At 65.0% G+C, this 21058-nt stretch carries 17 protein-coding genes; 10 read left to right on the top strand and 7 right to left on the bottom strand.

The genetic code is table 11. From position 1 onward, the window contains the following. The first annotated feature begins 36 nt into the window (after positions 1-36). Genes AWB83_RS13990 through AWB83_RS13945 form a run of 10 tightly spaced genes read left to right on the top strand, consistent with a single transcriptional unit; the run spans position 37 to position 10795 of the window. Positions 37-564, top strand: a complete 528-nt coding sequence (locus AWB83_RS13990; protein ID WP_087046148.1) for a cupin domain-containing protein — start codon at positions 37-39, stop codon at positions 562-564. A gap of 16 nt (positions 565-580) precedes the next feature. Next, the gene (locus AWB83_RS13985; RefSeq protein WP_087046147.1) at positions 581-1441 is read left to right on the top strand and encodes an alpha/beta fold hydrolase; all 861 of its coding nucleotides are present in this window, start codon (positions 581-583) and stop codon (positions 1439-1441) included. Then, positions 1438-2307 (top strand): IclR family transcriptional regulator, encoded by an 870-nt coding sequence (locus tag AWB83_RS13980; RefSeq protein ID WP_087046146.1) that lies wholly within the window; start codon positions 1438-1440, stop codon positions 2305-2307. Before AWB83_RS13985 ends, AWB83_RS13980 begins: the two co-directional genes overlap by 4 nt. Next, positions 2304-3125: an SDR family oxidoreductase gene (locus tag AWB83_RS13975; RefSeq protein WP_087046145.1), complete on the top strand. Its 822-nt coding sequence runs from the start codon at positions 2304-2306 to the stop codon at positions 3123-3125. Before AWB83_RS13980 ends, AWB83_RS13975 begins: the two co-directional genes overlap by 4 nt. Further along, positions 3118-4785: a thiamine pyrophosphate-binding protein gene (locus AWB83_RS13970; protein WP_087046144.1), complete on the top strand. Its 1668-nt coding sequence runs from the start codon at positions 3118-3120 to the stop codon at positions 4783-4785. The genes AWB83_RS13975 and AWB83_RS13970 overlap by 8 nt, the downstream gene beginning before the upstream one ends. Continuing rightward, positions 4778-5611 carry an aspartate dehydrogenase gene (locus AWB83_RS13965; RefSeq protein ID WP_087046143.1) on the top strand — a complete coding sequence of 278 codons (834 nt, stop codon included), beginning with the start codon at positions 4778-4780 and terminating at the stop codon, positions 5609-5611. Before AWB83_RS13970 ends, AWB83_RS13965 begins: the two co-directional genes overlap by 8 nt. 21 nt (positions 5612-5632) lie before the next feature. Next, positions 5633-7123 carry an aldehyde dehydrogenase gene (locus AWB83_RS13960; protein ID WP_087046142.1) on the top strand — a complete coding sequence of 497 codons (1491 nt, stop codon included), beginning with the start codon at positions 5633-5635 and terminating at the stop codon, positions 7121-7123. A gap of 19 nt (positions 7124-7142) precedes the next feature. Next, positions 7143-8108: a VOC family protein gene (locus AWB83_RS13955; protein ID WP_087046141.1), complete on the top strand. Its 966-nt coding sequence runs from the start codon at positions 7143-7145 to the stop codon at positions 8106-8108. Further along, on the top strand, positions 8101-9336 hold the full coding sequence (locus AWB83_RS13950) for an NAD(P)/FAD-dependent oxidoreductase (RefSeq protein WP_087046140.1): 1236 nt from the start codon (positions 8101-8103) through the stop codon (positions 9334-9336). Before AWB83_RS13955 ends, AWB83_RS13950 begins: the two co-directional genes overlap by 8 nt. A 31-nt stretch (positions 9337-9367) precedes the next feature. Continuing rightward, positions 9368-10795, top strand: a complete 1428-nt coding sequence (locus tag AWB83_RS13945) for an MFS transporter (RefSeq protein WP_244197722.1) — start codon at positions 9368-9370, stop codon at positions 10793-10795. A 42-nt stretch (positions 10796-10837) separates the two neighbouring features. Here AWB83_RS13945 and AWB83_RS13940 read toward each other — a convergent pair whose 3' ends face one another. From AWB83_RS13940 to AWB83_RS37245, 7 genes are all read right to left on the bottom strand, one after another. Next, positions 10838-11953, bottom strand: coding sequence for a nucleoside hydrolase (locus AWB83_RS13940; protein WP_087046139.1), 1116 nt, complete (start codon positions 11951-11953; stop codon positions 10838-10840). Between the two features lie 96 nt (positions 11954-12049). Continuing rightward, on the bottom strand, positions 12050-12580 hold the full coding sequence (tssJ, locus tag AWB83_RS13935; RefSeq protein WP_087046204.1) for a type VI secretion system lipoprotein TssJ: 531 nt from the start codon (positions 12578-12580) through the stop codon (positions 12050-12052). A gap of 14 nt (positions 12581-12594) precedes the next feature. Beyond that, positions 12595-13749 (bottom strand): type VI secretion system baseplate subunit TssG, encoded by a 1155-nt coding sequence (tssG, locus tag AWB83_RS13930; RefSeq protein ID WP_087046138.1) that lies wholly within the window; start codon positions 13747-13749, stop codon positions 12595-12597. Then, positions 13713-15539 (bottom strand): type VI secretion system baseplate subunit TssF, encoded by a 1827-nt coding sequence (gene tssF, locus AWB83_RS13925; protein WP_087046203.1) that lies wholly within the window; start codon positions 15537-15539, stop codon positions 13713-13715. The genes tssG and tssF overlap by 37 nt, the downstream gene beginning before the upstream one ends. Before the next feature lie 57 nt (positions 15540-15596). Beyond that, positions 15597-17168: a type VI secretion system protein TssA gene (tssA, locus tag AWB83_RS13920; RefSeq protein ID WP_087046137.1), complete on the bottom strand. Its 1572-nt coding sequence runs from the start codon at positions 17166-17168 to the stop codon at positions 15597-15599. Further along, positions 17165-20668 (bottom strand): ImcF-related family protein, encoded by a 3504-nt coding sequence (locus AWB83_RS13915; RefSeq protein ID WP_087046136.1) that lies wholly within the window; start codon positions 20666-20668, stop codon positions 17165-17167. Before AWB83_RS13915 ends, tssA begins: the two co-directional genes overlap by 4 nt. An 87-nt stretch (positions 20669-20755) precedes the next feature. Continuing rightward, positions 20756-21046: a PAAR domain-containing protein gene (locus AWB83_RS37245; RefSeq protein ID WP_087046135.1), complete on the bottom strand. Its 291-nt coding sequence runs from the start codon at positions 21044-21046 to the stop codon at positions 20756-20758. Positions 21047-21058 lie beyond the last annotated feature (12 nt).

Below are 21058 nucleotides of genomic sequence, written 5' to 3'. Positions count from 1 at the left end.
TCTGACTTTCAGAACTTCAGAACCTGGAGAGAAACAATGGCCGATGCAGACATCGAACGCAAATCGTGGGACCAGCCCGCCGACGCGAGCTTCCAGCAATGGATGGATACGCGCGTCGCGCGCCTGGAGACGCGCCGCTACGACTGGGACGCGCTCAAGTTCCAGGCCGCCTACGACCCGAAGTATCGCCGCGCGCAGATGCGCTATGTCGGCACGGGCGGCACGGGCGTCGCGAAGGACGTGAACACGGTACCCGCCGGCAGCTTCACGTTCTCGACGATGGTCATCCCCGCCGGCAACATCGGACCGAGCCATATCCACATCGACGTCGAGGAAATCTTCTTCGTGCTGCGCGGCAAGATGAAAGTCATCTGCGAGAGGGACGGGCAGACGTGGGAAGCCGTGCTGGGCGAGCGCGATCTCATCTCCGTGCCGCCCGGCGTGTATCGCACGGAGATCAACATCGGCGAGGAGGACGCGCTGATGTGCGTGATGCTCGGCGCGTCGAAGCCCATCACGCCGACGTATCCGCCGGATTCGCCTTTGGCGAAGCTCAAGCGCTGATCGGGTTGGACAAGCCATGAACGCTCACACGCTCACGCTGTTTCCGGAAGCGCAAATCGATACCGCGCACGGCATCACGGGTTATCGCGAGGCAGGTGCATCGCATCTGCGCACCCTGCCCGTCGTGCTGTTGCACGGCATCGGCTCGGGCGCGGCGTCGTGGGTGCGGCAGCTCGAAGCGCTCGGGCCCGCACGCCGCGTGTTCGCGTGGGATGCGCCGGGGTATGGCGTGTCGACTCGCGTGGCCGATGATTCGCCCGTTGCGCTCGACTATGCGAACGCATTGGCCGCATGGCTCGATGCGCTCGGCATCGCGCGCTGCGTGCTGGTCGGCCATTCGCTCGGGGCGATCATCGCGGGTTCGTTCGCGGCGAATGCGCCGGAACGCGTCGCGGGCCTGCTGTTGATATCGCCTGCCGCGGGCTATGGCGCTGCACCGAAGGAGGTCCGCGAGTCCAGACGCGATGCGCGCCTGAAGATGCTCGCCGAACTCGGCCCGCAAGGACTCGCCCGCGAACGCGGCACGAACATGGTGTCGCAACACGCCGACGAAGCCGCGCGCGAGTGGGTGCGCTGGAACATGGCGCGCATCGTTCCCGAAGGCTACGCGCAAGCGACGCATCTGCTTGCGAACGCGGATCTCGCATCGGATATCGCGCGCTTTCACGGACGCATCGCGGTTGCAGTGGGCGCGGAAGACACGATCACGCCGCTCGCCGCATGCGAGCGCATCGCTCGGGCGGCCCGTGTGAGTCTGCAAGTGATCCCGCGCGCCGGACACGCGGGCTACGTCGAAGCGCCCAAGGCATACACAACACTGATCGACTCGTTTTGCCAAGGCATCGAATGTCAAATGAAAGACGGAGTAACGCAATGACATCCCTCGAGGCCGCTAACGTCAATGAAGCCGACAAGAGCGAACCGACCTACATCGTGCCGGGGCTCGAACGCGGTTTGAAGATCCTCACCGAGTTCTCGCCGCGCGAGCCGGTGCTCGGCGCGCCCGAACTGTCGCGCAGGCTCGGCATTCCACGCACGACGGTCTTCCGTTTGCTGCAGACGCTCGAATCGCTCGGCTTTCTGGAGCGCGCGGACAAGGACCGCAACTATCGCCTGGGCGTGGCCGTCCTGCGCCTCGGCTTCGAATATCTGAGCTCGCTCGAACTGACCGATCTCGGCTTGCCGATCATCGAAGGTCTGCGCGACGCGACCGGTCTCACGAGTCACATCCTCATTCGCGATGGCCGCGATGTCGTGTTCGTCGCGAAGGCGCAGAGCCACGCGCCGATCTTCAGCTCGGTGAAGGTGAACGTCGGCACGCGCCTGCCCGCGCATGCCACCACGCATGGTCACGTTCTGATGGGCGATCTCTCGCTCGACGAATTGCGCGCGCTCTATCCCGAAGAGCATCTGGAGCGCTTCACCAAGTCGACGCCCGAAACGGTCGAGGAACTCTACGAGCGCGTGAAGGAAGACGCCGAGCGCGGCTTTGCTACCAGCCAGTCGTCGTTCGAGCGCGGCATTTCGGTGGTCACCGCGCCGGTGCGCAACGACACGGGACGCATCGTCGCCGTCATCACGACGACGATCCCGCGTCCCGAGATCGATGCCGCGCTGCTCGAAACCGGCCTCATCGACAAGGTCCGCGAAGCCGCCGACGCGCTCTCAATGCGTCTCAACTATCGTCCGGCCGCGCGGTCCTCCGTGTCGACTCGGTACATGAAGTCTCTGGGGCTGCAATGATTCAGATCGATCTCACAGGACACGTCGCGGTCGTCACGGGCGGCTCGTCGGGCATCGGCTTCGCGACCGCGCGCCTGTTTTTGCAAGCGGGCGCATCCGTCGCCATTTGCGGGCGCGACGCCGAGCGGCTCGAAGCCGCGGAAGCAGCACTGAAGAAGCAGTTTCCCGATGCGCAACTGCTCGCGGCGCGCTGCGACGTGCTCGATGCGGACCAAGTGACCCGATTCGCCGCACGCGTGACGGCGCGCTTCGGCCGCGTCGACATGCTGGTGAACAACGCGGGACAAGGCCGCGTCTCCACCTTCGCCGATACCACCGACGACGCCTGGCGCGACGAACTGGAACTGAAGTACTTCAGCATCATCCGCCCGACGCGCGCATTTCTGCCGATGCTCAAGGAAGCGCCATCGCCCGCGATCGTCTGCGTGAACTCGCTGCTCGCGTTGCAGCCCGAGCCGCATATGGTCGCGACATCGTCCGCGCGCGCGGGCGTGCTGAGCCTCGTGAAATCGCTCGCGACGGAACTCGCGCCTCCACGCATCCGCGTGAATTCGATTCTGATCGGCATCGTCGAATCGGGGCAATGGAAGCGGCGCTACCAGAACTACTTGAACGAGCTTGCAACCGACAGCCCCGAGCCGCGCCAGAGCTGGGAGCAATGGACCGCCGAGCTCGCGCGCAAGAAAAACATTCCGCTCGGCCGCTTCGGGGTTCCCGAAGAAGCCGCTCAAGCGCTCTTTTATCTCGCTACGCCGCTGTCGTCGTACACGACCGGCAGCCATATCGATGTTTCCGGAGGCTTTGCTCGTCATGTCTAAAACCACCACCGTCGGCGAACTGATTGCCGCGTTCCTCGAACAATGCGGCGTGCGCACGGCGTTCGGCGTGATCTCGATTCACAACATGCCGATCCTCGATGCGATCGGCCGCCGCGGCAACATCCGCTATGTCGGCGCGCGCGGCGAAGCGGGCGCGCTCAACATGGCCGACGGCCTCGCGCGCGTGTCGGGCGAACTGGGCGTCGCGTTCACCTCCACCGGCACCGCCGCCGGCAACGCGGCGGGCGCGATGGTCGAAGCGCTCACGGCGGGCACCGCGCTCGTGCATATCACCGGGCAGATCGAAACGGAGTATCTCGATCAGGACCTGGCCTATATCCACGAAGCACCGGATCAACTCTCGATGCTGCAATCCATCTCGAAGGCCGCCTATCGCGTGCGCACGGTCGAGACCGCGTTGCCGACGATCCGCGAAGCCGTGCGCGTCGCGCTGACCGCGCCCGCCGGCCCGGTCAGCGTCGAGATTCCGATCGACATTCAGGCCGCCGAAATCGAGTGGCCCGCCGATCTCGCCGCGCCGCACGTCGGCACGCTCTCGCACGACAGCCTGCGCGTGAAGCAGCTCGCCGAGGCACTGACCAAGGCGACCCGTCCGTTGCTGTGGCTCGGCGGCGGCACGCGTCATGCGCGCAGTGCCGTCGAGCGTCTGGTGAAGCTGGGCTTCGGCGTCGTCACCAGCGTGCAGGGGCGCGGCGTGTTGCCTGAAGATCATCCCGCGACGCTCGGTGCGTTCAATGTGCATCCGTCCGTCGAGGCGTTCTACAAGACCTGCGATGCGCTCGTCGTCGTCGGCTCGCGTCTGCGCGGCAACGAGACGCTGAAGTACAAGCTCGCGCTGCCGCAGCCGCTCTATCGCATCGACGCCGATGCGCTCGCGGACAATCGCGGCTATCGCAACGACCTCTTCGTGCACGGCGATGCATCGTCCGTGCTCGATGAACTCGCGACGCTGCTCGAAGGCCGCATCCGCGTCGATCCGGCGTTCGCGAGCGATCTCGCCGCCGCGCGCGAAATGGCCGTCGCGGAAGTATCGAAGGGACTCGGGCCGTACAAGCGCCTCGTCGATTCCCTGCAGCGCGCCGTGGGCCGCGACTACAACTGGGTGCGCGACGTCACGATCTCGAACAGCACGTGGGGCAATCGCCTGCTGAAGATCTTCAATCCGCGCGCGGGCGTACATGCGCTCGGCGGCGGCATCGGTCAGGGCATGCAGATGGCGATCGGCGCGGCGCTCTCGGGCGCGGCCCAGAAGACCGTGGCCCTCGTCGGCGACGGCGGTCTGATGGTGAACGTCGGCGAACTCGCGACCGCCGTTCAGGAAAAGGCCAACGTCATGATCGTGCTGATGAACGATCAATGCTACGGCGTGATCCGCAACATTCAGGACGCGCAGTATGGCGGACGGCGCATGTTCGTCGATCTGCATCAGCCGGATTTCGCGCAGTTCTGCGCGAGCCTCGGTCTCGCGCATCGCCGCATCACGTCGCTCGATCAGGCCGATGACATCGTGCGGGAAGGGCTCGAAATCGAAGGTCCGGTGCTCGTCGAAGTGGACATGCTGTCGATCGGCTCGTTCGCCACCGCGTTCGCGGGCCCGCCGGTGAAGAAGGAAGAGCCGAAGGAGCCGGAATATGCGTGATCCTCGGTCATTACGCGATGCGAATCACGCGATCGACGTCGCGATGATCGGCTTCGGCGCGATCGGTTCGGCGGTGTATCGCGCGCTCGACAACGATCCGCACGTGCGCATCTCGCATGTGATCGTGCCGGAGCGCGATCGCGATCAGGTGCGCTCGCTGCTCGGCGATGGCGTCGATGTCGTATCGCACGTCGACGCGCTCGCGAGTCGCCCGGAATTCGCGCTCGAATGCGCGGGGCATGCGGCGCTCGTCGATCATGTCGTGCCGCTCTTGAAATCGGGCACGGATTGCGCGGTTGCATCCATCGGCGCGCTGTCGGAGGCCGGCTTGCTCGATGCGCTGTCGAATGCGGCCGATGAAGGCGCGGCCACCATCACGCTGCTTTCCGGCGCGATCGGCGGCATCGATGCGCTCGCCGCAGCGAAGGAAGGCGGCCTCGACGAGGTGCAGTACACGGGCCGCAAGCCGCCGCTCGGCTGGCTCGGCACGCCTGCGGAAGGCGTCTGCGATCTCAGGTCGCTGACCGAAGAGAAGGTGATCTTCGAAGGCAGCGCGCGCGACGCCGCCCGCCTCTATCCGAGGAACGCGAACGTCGCGGCGACCATCGCGCTCGCGGGCCTCGGTCTCGACGGCACGCGCGTGCGCCTGATCGCCGATCCGGCGGTCGAGCGCAATGTGCATCGCATCGTCGCGCGCGGCGCGTTCGGTGAGATGTCGCTCGAAATGTGCGGCAAGCCGCTGCCGTCGAACCCCAAGACATCCGCGCTCACCGCGTTCAGCGCGATCCGCGCGTTGCGCAATCTCGCCGCGCGCTGCGTGATCTGAACCCGAAGGAGCCTGAGAGACATGAATCATCCCGACACCTCGCTCGTCACGTCCGGCGATATCTTCCTCGGCGGCGTTTGGCGCAAGGGCCGTGGCAACAGCTACACGAGCATTTATCCCGCCGATCAATCGGTCAACGCGGAGATCAGCACGGCGAACGCCGACGATGCGCGCGAAGCCGTCGAGCTCGCGGATCGTGCTTATAGAAAGGCGGATTGGGCCGGATTGAAGGCACATCAACGCGCTGCGGTTCTGCATCGCATCGCGAGCCTGATCGAAGCGCGTCACGAAGCGCTTGCGCAACTGCAGCGCCGCGACAACGGCAAGCCGATCAGCGAAACGCGCGCGCTCGTCACGAGCGCGGCGAATACGTTTCGCTACTTCGCGGCGTGCCTCGAAACGCTCGAAGAAGAACTCACGCCCTCGCGCGGCGACTATCTGACGATGAGCGTGCACGAGCCGCTCGGCGTCGTCGCGGCCATCACGCCGTGGAATTCGCCGATCGCCTCCGATGCGCAGAAGCTCGCGCCCGCGCTCGCCGCGGGCAACGCGGTCGTCCTGAAGCCCGCCGAAGTGACGCCGCTCGCATCGCTCGCGCTGGCGCGCATCTGCGAGGAAGCGGGCGTGCCGCACGGCATCGTGAGCGTGCTGCCCGGCAAGGGCTCCGTGATCGGCGACGCACTCGTGCGTCATCCGCTCGTGAAGAAAGTCGCGTTCACGGGCGGCACCGAAGTGGGACGCGGCATTGCGCGTCTCGCGGCGGAAAAGCTGATGCCGGTGTCGCTCGAACTGGGCGGCAAGTCGCCGACCATCGTCTATGCCGATGCCGATCTCGATCACGCGGTAAACGGCGTGCTGTACGGCATCTTCAGCTCGTCGGGCGAATCGTGCATCGCGGGGTCGCGCCTGTTCGTCGAGCGCAAGGTGTACGGCGAGTTCATGGCGCGGCTCGTGGATGGCGCGCGCAAGCTGCGCGTCGGCGACCCGACACGGGAGAACACGCAGATGGGCCCGCTCATCACCGCGCAGCATCGCGAAGGCATCGAACGATATGTCGCGCTCGGTCTCGAAGAAGGCGGCACGCTCCTGTGCGGCGGCGAGCGTCCCACGGGCGATGGCCGCGAGAAGGGCTTCTTCTATCTGCCGACGATCATCGAAGGCCTGAGCAACGAAGCACGCATGTGCCAGGAGGAAATCTTCGGCCCGGTGCTCGCCGCGCTGCCCTTCGACGACGAATCCGCGCTGCTGCAGCAAGCGAACGACTCCGTGTTCGGCCTCGCCGCCGGCATTTGGACGCGCGACTACAAGCGCGCCTGGCGCACGGCCCGCGCACTCGCGACGGGCACGGTGTGGATCAACACCTACAAGCAGTTTTCGATTTCGACGCCTTTCGGCGGCTGGAAGGACAGCGGCATGGGACGCGAGAAAGGCCGCCTCGGCCTGCGCGAGTACATGCAGCAGAAGAGCCTGTACTGGGGCTTGAACGACGCCCCGCTGCCGTGGGCCAACTGAGCGAATTGACGAGGCGGCTATGACCATCCTTGGCATCGAACGAATCACTTACGGCGTGACGGACCTCGACACCTGCCGGCGCTTCTTCGTCGACTGGGGCCTGAAGGAAGTCGCGCACGACGAGACGCGCGCGTGTTTCGAAACCCTGAACGGCTGCGAAGTGCTGCTCGCGCTCGCGAGCGACCCGACGCTTCCGCCCGCCTTCGAAGGCGGCCCGACGCTGCGCGAAGTGACGTGGGGCGTCGCGACGCGCGCCGAGCTGGACGGATTGCGCGGACGCTTCGCGGGCCAGCCCGGCCACTTCGAGACCGACGATGCAGTGGGCTGCATCGATCCGAACGGCATGGCGATTCGCGTTGAAGTGACGAAGAAGCGCGACATCGACGTGAAGGGCTCGCCTTCGAACGTGTGGGGACAAACCCTGCGCGTCGATACGCCGAGCCCGGTCTATGAACGCGCGGAACCGGTCGAAGTGGGGCACGTCGTGTTCTTCACGAACTGCGTCGCGGAGCAGGAGAAGTTCTATCACGAGCTGCTCGGCTTCGAGACGTCCGACCGTTATCCGGGCCGCGGTGCGTTCATGCGCTGCGCGCCGCACGGCGGGCATCACGACCTGTTCCTGCTGCAACTGCCCGATGGCAAGCGCGGCCTGAATCACGTTGCGTTCACCGTGCGCGATATCCACGAAGTGTTCGGCGGCGGTCTTCACATCAGCCGGTGCGGCTGGACCACGCAACTCGGACCGGGACGTCATCCCGTTTCGTCGGCGTACTTCTGGTACTTCAAGAATCCGGCGGGCGGTCTCATCGAGTACTACGCGGATGAAGACGTGCTCACGCCCGAGTGGCAGCCGCGCGATTTCGAACCCGGTCCGACCGTGTTCGCCGAATGGGCCGTCGACGGCGGTCTCGACGGCCACACGCGCCGCCAGAAAGACGCGAAGGCGCCCGAAGGCAAGTTCATGACGGAGCGGAAAAATGGCTGAGATCAACGAACTGGAGGCGCCGCGCACAGTGGTGGTAATCGGCGGCGGGCAGGCGGCCGGATGGATCGTGAAGACCTTGCGGAAGGAAGGCTTCGACGGACGCCTCGTGATGATCGCAGACGAGATTCATCTGCCCTACGAGCGTCCGCCCTTGTCGAAGGCCGTGCTCGCGGGCGAAGCGGATATCGATACCGTGCGTCTCGTCGATCACGACGCATTCGCCGAACTCGACGTGGAAGCATGGCAGCCGGAATGCGCGGCTTCGATCGATCGCGAAGCGCGCATCGTGCGCACCGCGAGCGGTCGCGAAGTGCAATACGACCGCGTCGTCATCGCGACGGGCGGCGCCGCGCGGCGTCTGCCGGAATCGCTCGTGAAGACCTCGCATCTCGCCTATCTGCGCACGCTCGACGATGCGCTCGTCATCGGCAAGCGCCTGCGCGCAAGCCACAGCAAGCGCCTGCTCGTGATCGGCGGCGGCTGGATCGGGCTCGAAGTGGCGGCGACCGCGCGCAAGCTCGGCGTCGAGGTGACGGTGATCGAAGGCGCGCCGCGTCTGTGCGGGCGCTCGGTGCCTGAAAGCGTCTCCGATTTCCTGCTGAAGCTGCATCGCGACAACGGCGTCGATGTGCGTCTGAACGCAACGCTCGTCTCGCTCGACGATCACGAAGGCGGCGTGCGCGCGCGACTCGCCGACGGCACGTCGCTCGACGCGGACTTCGCCGTCGCGGGTATCGGCCTGACGCCGCATACGGCGATCGCGGAGCACGCGGGGATCGCGGTGAACGACGGCATCGTCGTCGACGAGTTCGGCGCAACCAACGACGCGCGCGTGTTCGCTTGCGGCGATGTCGCCAATCATCCGAACGCGTGGCTGAAGCGCCGCGTGCGCCTCGAATCGTGGGCGAACGCGCAGAACCAGGCGATCGCCACCGCGCGCGCGGTGCTCGGCGTGCGCACGCCGTATGCCGAGATTCCGTGGTTCTGGTCGGATCAGTACGACGTGAATCTGCAAATCCTCGGCGATATTCCGCCGGGCGCGACACCGGTGGTGCGCGGCGATCTGGACGCTCGGCGCGCGTCGCTGTTCTTCTTTGAGGGCGACGCGCTGCGCGGCGTCATCGCGATCAACGCGACGCGCGATCTGAAGGTCGCCAAGAAATGGATGAGCCAGGGGCGCTCGGTGGATATCGCGGCGCTCGCCGACACCGCCAGGGCGCTCGCATAACCACACGTTACGGGATCACTCAGGAGCAGGCATGAGGACATTGGGCAACACGGTCGCCGGGAACGGCGGCATCGCCACCACCGTCGCCGACGCGGGCGCTGCCGCTCACGCGGTGACGAAGGGATCGATCATCGCGCGCATCGAACGGCTTCCCGCCAACGCGATGCAGGTGCGCGCGCGCATTCTGATCGGCGCCGCGACTTTCTTCGATGGCTTCGACGTCATCGTCATCGCAGCCACCTTGCCGCTGCTCATTCAGAAATGGGGGCTCACGCCGGGGCAAGTCGGTTTCCTGATCGCGTCGGGTTCCATCGGGCAGTTGATCGGCGCGTTCCTGTTTCCGTCGCTCGCGGAACGCTACGGCCGCGTGCGCTCGATCGCGTGGAGTTCGGGCATCATCGGCCTGACGAGCATCGCGTGCGGCTTCGCGCCTTCGTTCGCGATGTTCGTCGCTTTGCGCATCGTTCAGGGGCTCGGGCTCGGCGGCGAGTTGCCGGTGGCGGCGACCTACATCAACGAGATCACGCGCGCGCATGGACGCGGCCGCTTCGTGCTGCTCTACGAGATCGTGTTCCCGATCGGCCTGCTCGCCTCGAATGCGCTCGGCGCGTGGATCGTGCCGCGCTTCGGCTGGGAAGCGATGTACTTCATCGGCGGCGTGCCGCTCGTGTTGTTCTTCCTGTTGCGCACGCTGGTGCCGGAGTCGCCGCGCTGGCTCGGCGAACGCGGCCGCATGCGCGAAGCGGGCGATGCGCTCGCCGCCTTCGAAGCGACCGTCAAGAGCCCGTTGCCGCCGCTCGGCAATCTCGCGGATTTCGAAGCGATGGCGAACCGTCATCCGAAGCGCCGCCGCCTCGATCTGATCGGCCCGGCATATCTGAAGCGCACGATTGCGGTCGCGCTCCTGTGGATGACGTGCGGCGTGATTCAGTACGGCCTCTCGACCTGGCTGCCGACGATCTACAAGACCGTCTACCATGCGCCGTTGCAGCTCGCGCTGAATCTCGCGGTGGCGGCGTCCGTGCTCGGCGTGCTCGGCTCGCTGACCTGCGCGCTGATCGTCGACAAGGTCGGACGCAAGCCGGTCATCAACTGGTCGTTCGTGCTGTGCGCCGTGTCGCTCGTGTGTGCGGGCGTGTTCGTCACGCAGTCGGTGTATGTGGTCGCCACCTTCTGCGCGCTCGCGCTCGGCTTCATGGCATGCGGCTTCATCACCGCGTACGTCTATACGCCCGAGCTCTATCCGACGAGCATCCGCGCCTTCGGATGCGGCCTCGGCGGCGCATGGCTCAAGATCGCGGCGATCTTCGCGCCAGCGCTCGTCGGCAAGACGCTGATGGGCGGGAATATGAATGTCGCGTTCTACGCGCTCGCCGCGGTGCCGCTCGTCGCGGCGGTGGCGGTGCACTACCTGGGCATCGAGACGAAGGGCAAGGTGCTGGAGCAGCTCGAGGCCTGATGTGCCCCGGCGGCGCGCGCCGCCGGGTCTGCCCTTTTCGGGTTACTGGAATTTGACCGGAACCGGCCGCGTCAGCAGATCGACGTAGAGCTTGAAAAAGCGGTCGTTGTCGTAGCGCGTCACGTAGGTGATCTTCTGCGGCGACGCACCCGCCTGCGGCGCATCCGGATACACCTTCACGTGCCCCTGATCCTCGCCGGGCGTCGTATCGATGTCGAGGTACGCGCTCTGCGTCTGCGTCGCGTAGGTCGGATCGAGGAAGTAACCGATCGTCAGCGTGTCGTAGATATCGGTGTTGGTGGCGAATGCGCCCGCATTGGCGATGGCATACACCTTCGTCACCGCCGTCTGTCCCGTGGGCGGATTGACGATCTGGTTGTAGACCGATTCCGTCAACGGCACGGTATTGGTCACGTCGAGCGGAATCACCTTCTGCGGGATCGTCGTCTGCAGGAGCGTGCGCACGGCGACCGGATCGAACCACCAGTTCAGTTCGCCGACCGCGTTCGCGTTGCCCGGCACATTCATCGCGCCGCCCATGTAGACGATCTGCTTGATGAGCGGAACGATCTCGGGCGCTTTCTTCACGGCGCTCGCGAGATTGGTCGGCGGCCCGACCTCGATGATCGTCACCTGGTTCGGATAGCGCTTGATCCGGTCGATCATGAAGTCGGCGGCGTCCTGGCTCTGCAGCTTGTTCGACATCGCGAAGCCGTCGGGCGGCGCCGTCAGTTGCGATTGCTGCGTCGGCTCGGGACGCATCCACGCGCCGAAGTAGCCATTCGGATTCGCGGCCTGCTGCGCGCGAATGCTCGCGACATCGTATTGCAGCGGATAGTTCGCGCCCGCGTAGACGCCCACCTTGTCCTGCACGCCCATGCGCTCGGCGGCCTTCAGGGCTTCGGCTTCCTCCTGCAGCAGCCAGTCGTTGCCGGTCACGACGCACAGGCCGAGCAGATCGACCTTGCCTTCGCCCATCAGTTGCGTCGTCATGGCGAAGAGCTGGCCGTCGTCGCCCATCGTGTTGAAGTCCGAATCGATGATGATCTTCGGCGCATCGGCATAGGCGGGTTGATCGTCGTCGGAGCCGCCGCAACCCGCGAGCGCGCCGACGGCGGTCAAAGGAATGATCAGGAATGCCGCTTTGCAACGTCGCATGGTGGTGTCTCCCGAATCGGTTTGTGTAGTCGGTGCGCCGCGGGCTGGGCGCCGTTCATTCTACGATCGATCGGGAGAGGCGGATTGCCGCGCTTCTTATCTGGCTTTCTTGCTCCTGGCTTCCTCGTCCGGCATCAGCCTGTTGTCGACGAGGGTCAGTTTGAGCGGCTCGTCCGCCGACAGCGTCTTCGCGGCGACGACCTGCTTCCACGAATCATCGGCGGGCGGATCGCGGTAGAACGCCGCGACCGCCACGAATCCGGCCTCCTTTTGCATCGCCTGACTCAGGCTCGCCGATGCGCCCGGATTCACCACTGCCGCCATGTTGGCCTGAAGATCCTGAGCGAGTACCGTGGTGTCACGCTTGATGAGGTCGTCGTAGGACGCGCTGTCGAAGCGCTTGCGATCCTTGAGCTGATAGACACGCACCGCGACCGATGTCGAGCGGCCTGCGTCGTCCTGATTCAAGGCAACGCGTGCCGTGAGATCCACGTCGAGCACCTTGACGCGCTTGTGAAACACCGCATCGTATGCGGCGATGGAACTGTCGGACACGGCCTGCCACGCGCCGCATCCGGCGAGCAGAAGCGCGAGAGCGGCGCTGACTGCGGTATTGCATTTGAGCATGGTGAGTTCGGTCGTCACGCCTGAGGTGCGACAGGTGAGTTGATATAGGGATTTGGTAAGGGCGCCGGAAACGCTTCGCACACGCCCAGGGAAATCTCGATGTCCCGTTCGTCGGCGCAAGGCAGCACGATGGTCCATCCGAGCCGCGGCGCGCGTTCCGCGAGCGATGCGGCAACGGCCGGCGTAGGCGCGAAGCGCGACGACATCCGCATTCGAAGATGCACGTCGGCCTTCGTGCCGATGTAGAGCTTCACGAGCGCCATCAGATCATGATGCAGCGATGCGCCGGGCAGCAGGACATGCGCCTGTTGCGCGCTGGCCGGCCGCAGCGTCACGCGCACCGCACGGCTGCGGTAGGGCAGGCGCTTGCCGAGCACGTAGCCGCTCCCGAGTCCGCGACGCTTGTCGACCTGCTTTGAGGATGCGAGCGCGCCGGTCGATGTAAGCGGCGTTCCCCGTGCCGTGCGCCTGGCGACTGGCCAGAATTCGTCGACGCGCACATCGACACCCGGCGCGCCGAGCGCAACCACGCCGGCAAGCCCCTCGGGCGTGCGAGTGCGCTGAACCAGAAGGCCGAGCAAAGCAAGCGCGCGAGCGTCGGGCAAGCCGGCGCGGGCCGGCTTGTCGCCCCAGCCGAGGCCGACGAGGCACAACAGGCTGCGCGAGTGCGCATCGGTGCCGCCGTGGCGAAACGTCTCGGGATACCGGTACTTCTTCCACGCACGATACAGCAGCGTCACGAAGCGATGATTGAACTGGTCGAGAAACGCCTCGACCGCCTCGTGCCCTTCCTCGCGCATCACGATGTCGTCGAGATAGTGAGTGGGCATCACCGCGTCGACGCCGTACAGTCCCATGAAAGTCGTGCGTATCGTGGGCGGTGGCGGCGCGCCGTCCGGATCGGCGTCGTCGTGTTCGAACCCGGAGGCCGCGATCTCGCCCGCTGGAAAGCCCATGCGCGCTCGCGGCCGAAAGCGCACGGGTTCGTTCCCGAGTGTGTCGCGCTGGCCGAAGCCCGGGCACCCGGACGCACGCGCCTCGAGCAGGCGGCACAGTTGCATGAAGCTCATGCGTGGCGCGCGTGCAAGCAACGCGGCGACGAACGGTTCGGGGCACGGAAAATCGTGCGACTTCATAGCGCAGCGCGCGACATCTTCGAGCGCGGCCATTCGATGCGCGCTTGCGCGGGCAACGCGACAATCACGAGCTTCGTGAACAGATTGACCTCGGCGTAGAGCTCGAAGAAACGATGCAGCAGTTCCCCGAACAACATGACATCGCCTTCACCGGAGAACGCTTGCGAATCGAGCGTGATTTCGATCAGCACGCCCCGCTCCACCGCGCCGCCCGTCACTTCCTCGAGCAGTTCCTCCGATACATGCAGAATGCCCGCAAGACGCCGCCGGTTCAATTCGTCGTTGGTCCAGTCGTAAAGGGCGAGCGCGCCGCGCAGCACTTCCGCGTTCATCAACGAGAGGAAGTTCGGCGCGAGGTGCGAGAGCACGCGCCATTGAAAGCGATCGCCGGTCGGCGGATAGAGCGGCAAGGTCGGCGCGACGAGATTGCGCACGCCCGCGACGTTCGGCGTGCTTTCGGCCAGTTCGTCGAGCCGCGCTTCGCGCAAGCCCTTGCGCGGCAGCATGCCGTTCGTGCCGGTCACGCGCAGCGAGACGCTCTCTTCCGGCAGATCCTTCATCGACTCCCACGCATGACCGCCGAAGATGAGCCACGTCTCGTGCAGCCCATCCATGCCCGGACGCACCCGCGTATGGAAATAACGTTCGGGCGCTTCGTGCCGCAGCATGCCGCCGCGATGTCTGAACGTGGCGAACGGCACGTACTCGTAGCGCTCGGCCGTGTCGTGATCGAAGGATTCGACCGCGTCGACCGAATAGGTCTCGACGTGCTCGCCCTGATGCCCCGCCGGCACGACGCGATACTCGGTCTCGTGATGATCGATCACAACTGGCTCCGCATCGAGCTGGAACAGATTGATGACCGGCGCGCAGAAGAGCCGCACGTTGTCCTTGTCGAAGCGCTGATCGGACGGATAGGCGTGCTTCAGCACGATCTCCAGTTCGAAGCGCGTCGATTCCACCGGTAGCTTCGCGATATCGAAGCCGCACACATCGACGAACAAAAACTTCTCGCGGAACGTGAAATATTCGAGCAGCAGCTGATAGCCGGAAAACGCGGCGTCCGCCTTGGGCCACAGGCGCTCTTCGGTCGAGAAGCCGGCCGGTTCGATCATCACGCCGGCGAGCGGGCGCGCTTCGCCGTCGCGCACTTCCGGCACGCGCCATTCGATCGTATCGACATGGCGTGTAAGCGCGAGATGCATCGCAAAGGCGGTCGGCAGCTCCGCGTTCAGATGCAGTCGGACGCGCGAGAGGTCCATCTCCTCGCGGCGCGTCGAATGGTCGAGTTCGAACGCGATGCGAATGACCGAGCGTCCGTCGTGCCGGACGGCCGGACCCGCGCGCGTGATACGCAGCGGCTGCAGCGTGACCGGCTGGGTCGTGCGGTACAGGCACTGGACCATGTTCGATGCGGCGCCCTCGCCGCTTTCCCTGGGAACCGTGATCGGCACGGAACGCACTGCGACGCCCGCCGGCACGAGCACGGTGCTCTGCAGCTTCTCGGCGAGCGGAATCAACTCGACGATCGAGAGCGATGGAACCATCCGTAGGTAGTGCGGCCACAGCAGGCTCACGAGGCCTTCGGTCAGCTCGGGCAGTTCGTCGTCGAGTTTCTGCTGGAGACGGCCGGTCAGGAACGCGAAGCCTTCGTACAGGCGTTCGACGTAGGGATCTCGATCGCCGACGCGATCGAGATTGAGCATACGTGCCCGATCCGGATGCGCCCGCGCGAACTCACGGCCCGCTTCTCGCAGATAACGCATTTCGGCTTCGTAGTAGCGCAGGACGGGATCGTCGCTCCTGGCGATTTCGTTGTCCATTTGGGTTTGCATGGAATGGCGCAGATCGTTGTTCATTGCATATGTTCGCGAGCGCGTTCAGGACAGCGCGAGCGAGCGCGCCGGGTCGAGCACCGTCAGTTCGCCGTGTAATTCCGACATGCGGCTTGCGAGCGTCGCCTTGTCCGTGTCCTTGCGGTTGCTCATCGCCCTCAACGCGCGCAAGAGCTGTTGCTTCACCTCGAAGATAAGCGCCGGTTCCCAGCGCACGAGCGGCAATGTCCGGGCGGCGGCATCGAGCTCGATGAGCAGCGCGAGCGCGGTGTCCGCGCGTCCGGCGTTATCGGCGACGCGCGCCATCACGAGCCTCTGCAAATAGCGATGCCGCTCCGTTCTCATGCACGGCAGCGCCTCGAGCCACGCAAACGCGGCTTCGATGCCTTCACGCGCAACGAGATCGCGCGCTTGCGCTTCGATTTCCGGCCAGTCGCCCGACGCTCCTTCGTTGCTATCGGCGGAAACGGGCAGCGCCGCCAGGCTCTCGCCCGCTTCGAGATCGCGCACGACGGCGTGGCGCGCGATCCATTCGAGCGTGGCGTCGTCGGCGAAGGGCGTGCCATCGTTGAACGCGAGCCGTTCGATGCCGGGCAGACGTTCGAGAAAAAGTGCGAAGTCGGCGCGCAGCAATTCGCGCCACGCATGATAGGGCGCGCCCACGTTGTCGAGCGCGACGTGCTGAAAATATTGCAGATCGAACCACAGGTGATTGACGCCCTCCATGAAGGCGCCCTCCACCCGTTCGAGCAGCTCGTTCCACTGCTTCTGCAACACCAGCCGCTTGAACTGCTGGCGCAGTTCGCCGCGCGGCGCGACGAGCCGCGTGCGTGCGCTTGCATCGGCTGGCGGGACTTCGTGCAGCGTGTCCCAGCGGATGCTGCGCACGAGGCGTGTTGAAGGCAGATAGCCGTTTTCCTGATCGCGCAGCCACGCGGCCATGATGCGCGCCTGCTCGAGAAGATCGAGCGTCGAGGCGATCGACGACGCAATCGCAGGCAACGGACTCGCAGCAATCGGCGCGGATGCGCTCGGCACGCCGTCGTCCATGCGCTCGAAACGCGCGATGAGCCTGCGCAGATTCGGCCGCGCCGCTTCGCTCCACGCGCTCGTGCATCCGATGATCACATCGAGTGCGGCGCTCGCGCGCTCCAGATCGGTGGATGCGAATGCGCCCCGGCTGTCGAGCAGATCGAAGATGCGCGTCGTCGCGAGGATTTCCAGTGCGCCTCGTTTCGCTTCGGCGCGCGCGGGATGCAGCGCTTCGCCGAAGCGGTCGACCATCGCGGCGGCCAGTTCGAGTCCGTCGGCAAAACCAGCGGCTCCATCCTGACGCAGGCGCGCGAACGCATAGTAGCCGACAACGCGCAAGTCCTTGCCCGTCTCCTTGGTCAATTGTTCGCAAGCGCGCGCGATCTTCGAATCGTCGATATCGGAAAGCTTGCTCGCTTCGTCCTTCAGCTCGAAGAAGGCGTCTTCGTAGCCGGCATCGCGGCCCGCGCCGTTCCCGCCCGAGAGCGGCGCAAGCCATGCCTCCCATCTTTCGAGCCGTGCGCGCGCCATCTGTTCGGCATCGCGCGATGGAAACAGTGCCTTGAGCAAACCCGCGAGCATCATCGTGCCTCCGTGATCTTTCCTTGCGGCAGCGGCACGCCAAGCCGCGCGGCCGCGGCGAGCGCGCCCGGCGGCAGGGGCGGCGGATTGGCCATTGTCTTTTTCGGCCCATCCCTGGCCGCATTCGTCACGAAGATGCGCGTGGGCAGCGTGAAGTGCCGCAGCGCGAGCACATCGAGCGGCCCCGCGCCTGCTTCCGCTCGCATCTGCATCGAGAGCGGCGGCGCCTGGCTTTGATCCGGCGTCCATGAGAGCAGATAGCGCGCGCCGTCCTGCTGCGCCACCTTCGCATGTTCGAGCAGGCGAATCAGGCCGAAGCGGCCGTGCTCATCGAGCGCCGAGCGCAAACCGCCTTGCGCCGTTTGCCATTCCACGTGCGTGACGTTTTCCAGCGTCTGGCCCGGCCATTCGAACGGCACCCATTCTTCCTTCTGGTTGAAGTATTTGAAGTCGCGCCCTGCGAGCGCGAAGCTCATCTCCGTGACACCCGGCGTGGGCACGCCGCGCAGATCGAAGCGGACGCGCGCATCGCCCGATGGAAACATGGCCGTCGATACGCGCGTGAGCTTGTTCAGGGCCGCGAGGAACGCGGGATCGAGCGTGAGCGCGCCTTGATCGGAACCTTGCGCCGCCACCCAATGATCGCCCTGGCGCTCGATGACGCCCGCGAGCTGCGTCGTCACGAACTGAGCGATCACGCCGTTATCCAGACGCATGAAGCGCGCCAATTCAGGCAGAGAGGCGTCGTTGTCCGAATCGGCGAATGGATACCGGCCGCCGAAATTGTGGTTCCAGTCGGCGAGAATCGAAGCGCGCCAGATTTCGTTCAGGCTGGCGGACGCGGGTTGCGCGACGACTTGCCAGGTCTGATCGAGCGGCGCTTCGAAGAGTTTGCCGAAGCCCGACCATTGCTCGCCGAGGCTCGCGGCGAGACGGCCCGCATAGTCGCGGCTATCGGCGATATCCGAGGTCCTGCCTTGCAGCACGGCTTGGGCGGCGGCGCGGGACATCGCGTCGGGGTCGGGGCTCGCCATCATCTGCCGGGCTTTCAGGCGCATCGCGGTGACGCGCTCGAGATAGCGCGGCAGGCTCAGGTCGCCGATCGCCTGTGACGTCGCTTTCGCGTTGGGAGCGAGATCGCTGCCCGTCAGGCGCAGGATCGGGCCGAAGGCGACTGCCAGCGGCGAGCGTTGCGGCTGCCGCGTCTGCTTCGAGGGATCCTTTTCGTCCGTGCCGACGAGGTGCTGCGCCTTCGAGATGAGGCTGTCCGACAGCGACTGCGTCGGGGCTCCTGCATCCGCGTGATAGACGATCGCATTCATTAGTGCGACGAGCGGGGAGCGTTGTGGATCGCCGAGCAATGCGAGTTGATCGACCGTGTCCGATAGCGACGATGCATTTTGCCAGCGTATGCCGTTCAGGAATTGCGCCCAGGCGCGGGCGTAGTCGTCGAAATAGCGTTGACGTAGCTCGGCTTTGAGCGTCGACGCTGGGGTGGCGGCGTCTAGTCTGGCGTCCGAGAGCACCCAGTCGCCAGTGACGGTGCGTTGCTCGCTGGCTTCGTCGATTGCCTTCGGGATGCGTTCTTCCCATGCGGCGCGCGTAAAGACACCGGGGATCGTGGCCGTCGCGTCGAAAAGGCCACGGCTCGGATGCTCGCCCAGCAAAGCCGCAAGCGTGAGCGGCGGGTATTTCGGCTTCGCCTCGTCGATGATGTGCTGATAGATCGCATCGGTCGAGTTCTGGATGCCGCGCACGCCGATGATCGTCTGGCGTGTGGCGGCGACGAGCGAAACGTCGGGCGTAATGGCCGGTGATGAGCCGCGCTTGAGGTGGCTCGCGTAGAAGGCGATCGCGTGTTGGCGCAGGTCTTCCCAAGTGCCGTGTGTGAGCGACGAGTTGCGCGGACGCGTGGGGGCGTTGGTTGCCGTCAATTGTTGCGTGAGGAATTTTGCGTCCGCGTGCTCGGGGCGCGCGAGCATCAGGTACGTTTTGAGCGTGTCGTATGCGGCCTGCACCTGCACTGCGCCGCCGCTTGCGATTTCGGCATCGGAGAGCGAGGCGAGCTGGTTCAGGCGGGTTTCGAGCTTTGCCTGAATGGGCGCGATGAGCACGAGCGAAGCCGCGCTCAGGTAGCCGGGCCAGAGCGATTCGAGCAATGCGGCGTCGCGGTTCAGGCCAAAACGGGTGAGCCACGGCGCGCCTTCCTTGCGGTGAACTTCCAGCGTATCGAGTTGCTTGTCCAGGCTGTCGAGGGCGACGAGCGCTTGCGTTGGGGCTTGCGTCGACGAGAACCTTCCAAGCGTGGTACTTGCCTCCTGAATCATCGCGCGATTCGAGACGCCCGAAATCAACGTTCCGATGGTCCACAGCGCGACCACAGCGGTTGTCGCCCACGCGACGGTCGTCGAAAAGGAGAAGCCTACTCGCCGACCGTGGACCTGGCGGCTGTGATTGGCAATGGCTTGCCAGAGCGCATGGCTGGACGCCATCGCATGCTGCGAACCTGACCTGGCCTCTTGCCCTCCGTGATCATTTTCCGTCTCCCGCTCACGAGGAATAGCCGCAAACAGCAAGCCGTGAACGGCAGTGCGCCAGATACGCGAACTGCCGATCTGAACGATCAAATCCGAAAAGGCTCCGCGTAATCGCTCCATCTGCTGTGCCAATTCCGCCGCAGCGCAGTCATAAGGATCGACGGCAAGCCGCGCGACGCCTGCATTGGAAAGATCGGCTGCAAGCCGGTCGAGTGACGTATCGATGTATGCCTTGTCCGCGCGTGCGTTCGACCAGACACACCCAACGCTCTCATCGTGCTTCGATAAGACGCCGCTGCACTCGTTTACGTTCAGCAAGTACGCTGGCGCAGCCCAGCGCAGGGCAAGCGCATGATGCACCAGTCGATGCCCAATGGCCTCGGCATCGAATGGCTTGTTCGATGAACCTTGCGCGTGTATGACCGCAACGATCGCGTCGATCGGACGGCGCTGACGAACGCGACGAAGTTGACGGAGCCACGCCTCATCCGGTTGGCCGTCTGTACGATTCGAATGCACCAATACCAGATCGCCTTGGAGCACAAAGCCGTCAGTTTTGAGCGTTGGCGCGAGCCTTTCAACGAGCGGGACATCTCCTACCAACATCACCCAGCGATTGCGATAGCGCCAACGCCAACCGTGACGATCACGCAATGCTCTCGATAGAGCGTCAACGCGGGCTTTCGCGCTATTCATGCCTTCTTCCTGCGTTGCCGGCAGTGCCCCGAATTGCGACCGTACCCAATGTCCGACACGTCGCGCCGCAACCGCGGGGCGTGACGCGGCGTCGTAGGTGCAACCGATGAAGGCGGCGACAAAGACCAGACACAATAGGACAATCCAATTGGCGCGCGCTTCGGCTGAATGCAAGCCGAACCACTCATCGCCCTTCAGCCAGATCAAGAGTCCAGCCATCACCGTCAGGATGACAAGGCTCCAAACATCGATGCGAAACTTGCGGAACATGCTTGAAGATCAAAAAACGCGAGAAATCGGAAGCGCCGCGAATGGCGCATGTAGTACCAGGAGTACGAGCAAGGACATGCAATGCGGCTATACGTCTACATAGGACGAGCTTTGCGACGGAATCAGCCGAGGTGGAGGCTCGCATGCGCAAATGCATAGATCGTCGCTCAGCGCTCCTTGTCTGCCGTCCGGCCCCGTCATCGAAAGACGAGTTCCATCGCATACGATCAGCCCTATCGACCGGCATGCCGGACACCAAATCTCATCACGCTCGTAGGCTTGCTCCCGGCCGCCGACGCGGTCGAGTGAATCGCCCCCAAGTACCGTGCCATCCATGGTTGTCTTATCGCCCTTCAATATGTCGTAGCGTCGTGGCATTGTTCAGTGCTT

Origin of the sequence: Caballeronia ptereochthonis, from assembly GCF_001545075.1 — a bacterium.
Lineage (GTDB): Bacteria > Pseudomonadota > Gammaproteobacteria > Burkholderiales > Burkholderiaceae > Caballeronia > Caballeronia ptereochthonis.
This window is presented reverse-complemented; position numbering and strand designations above follow the sequence as displayed.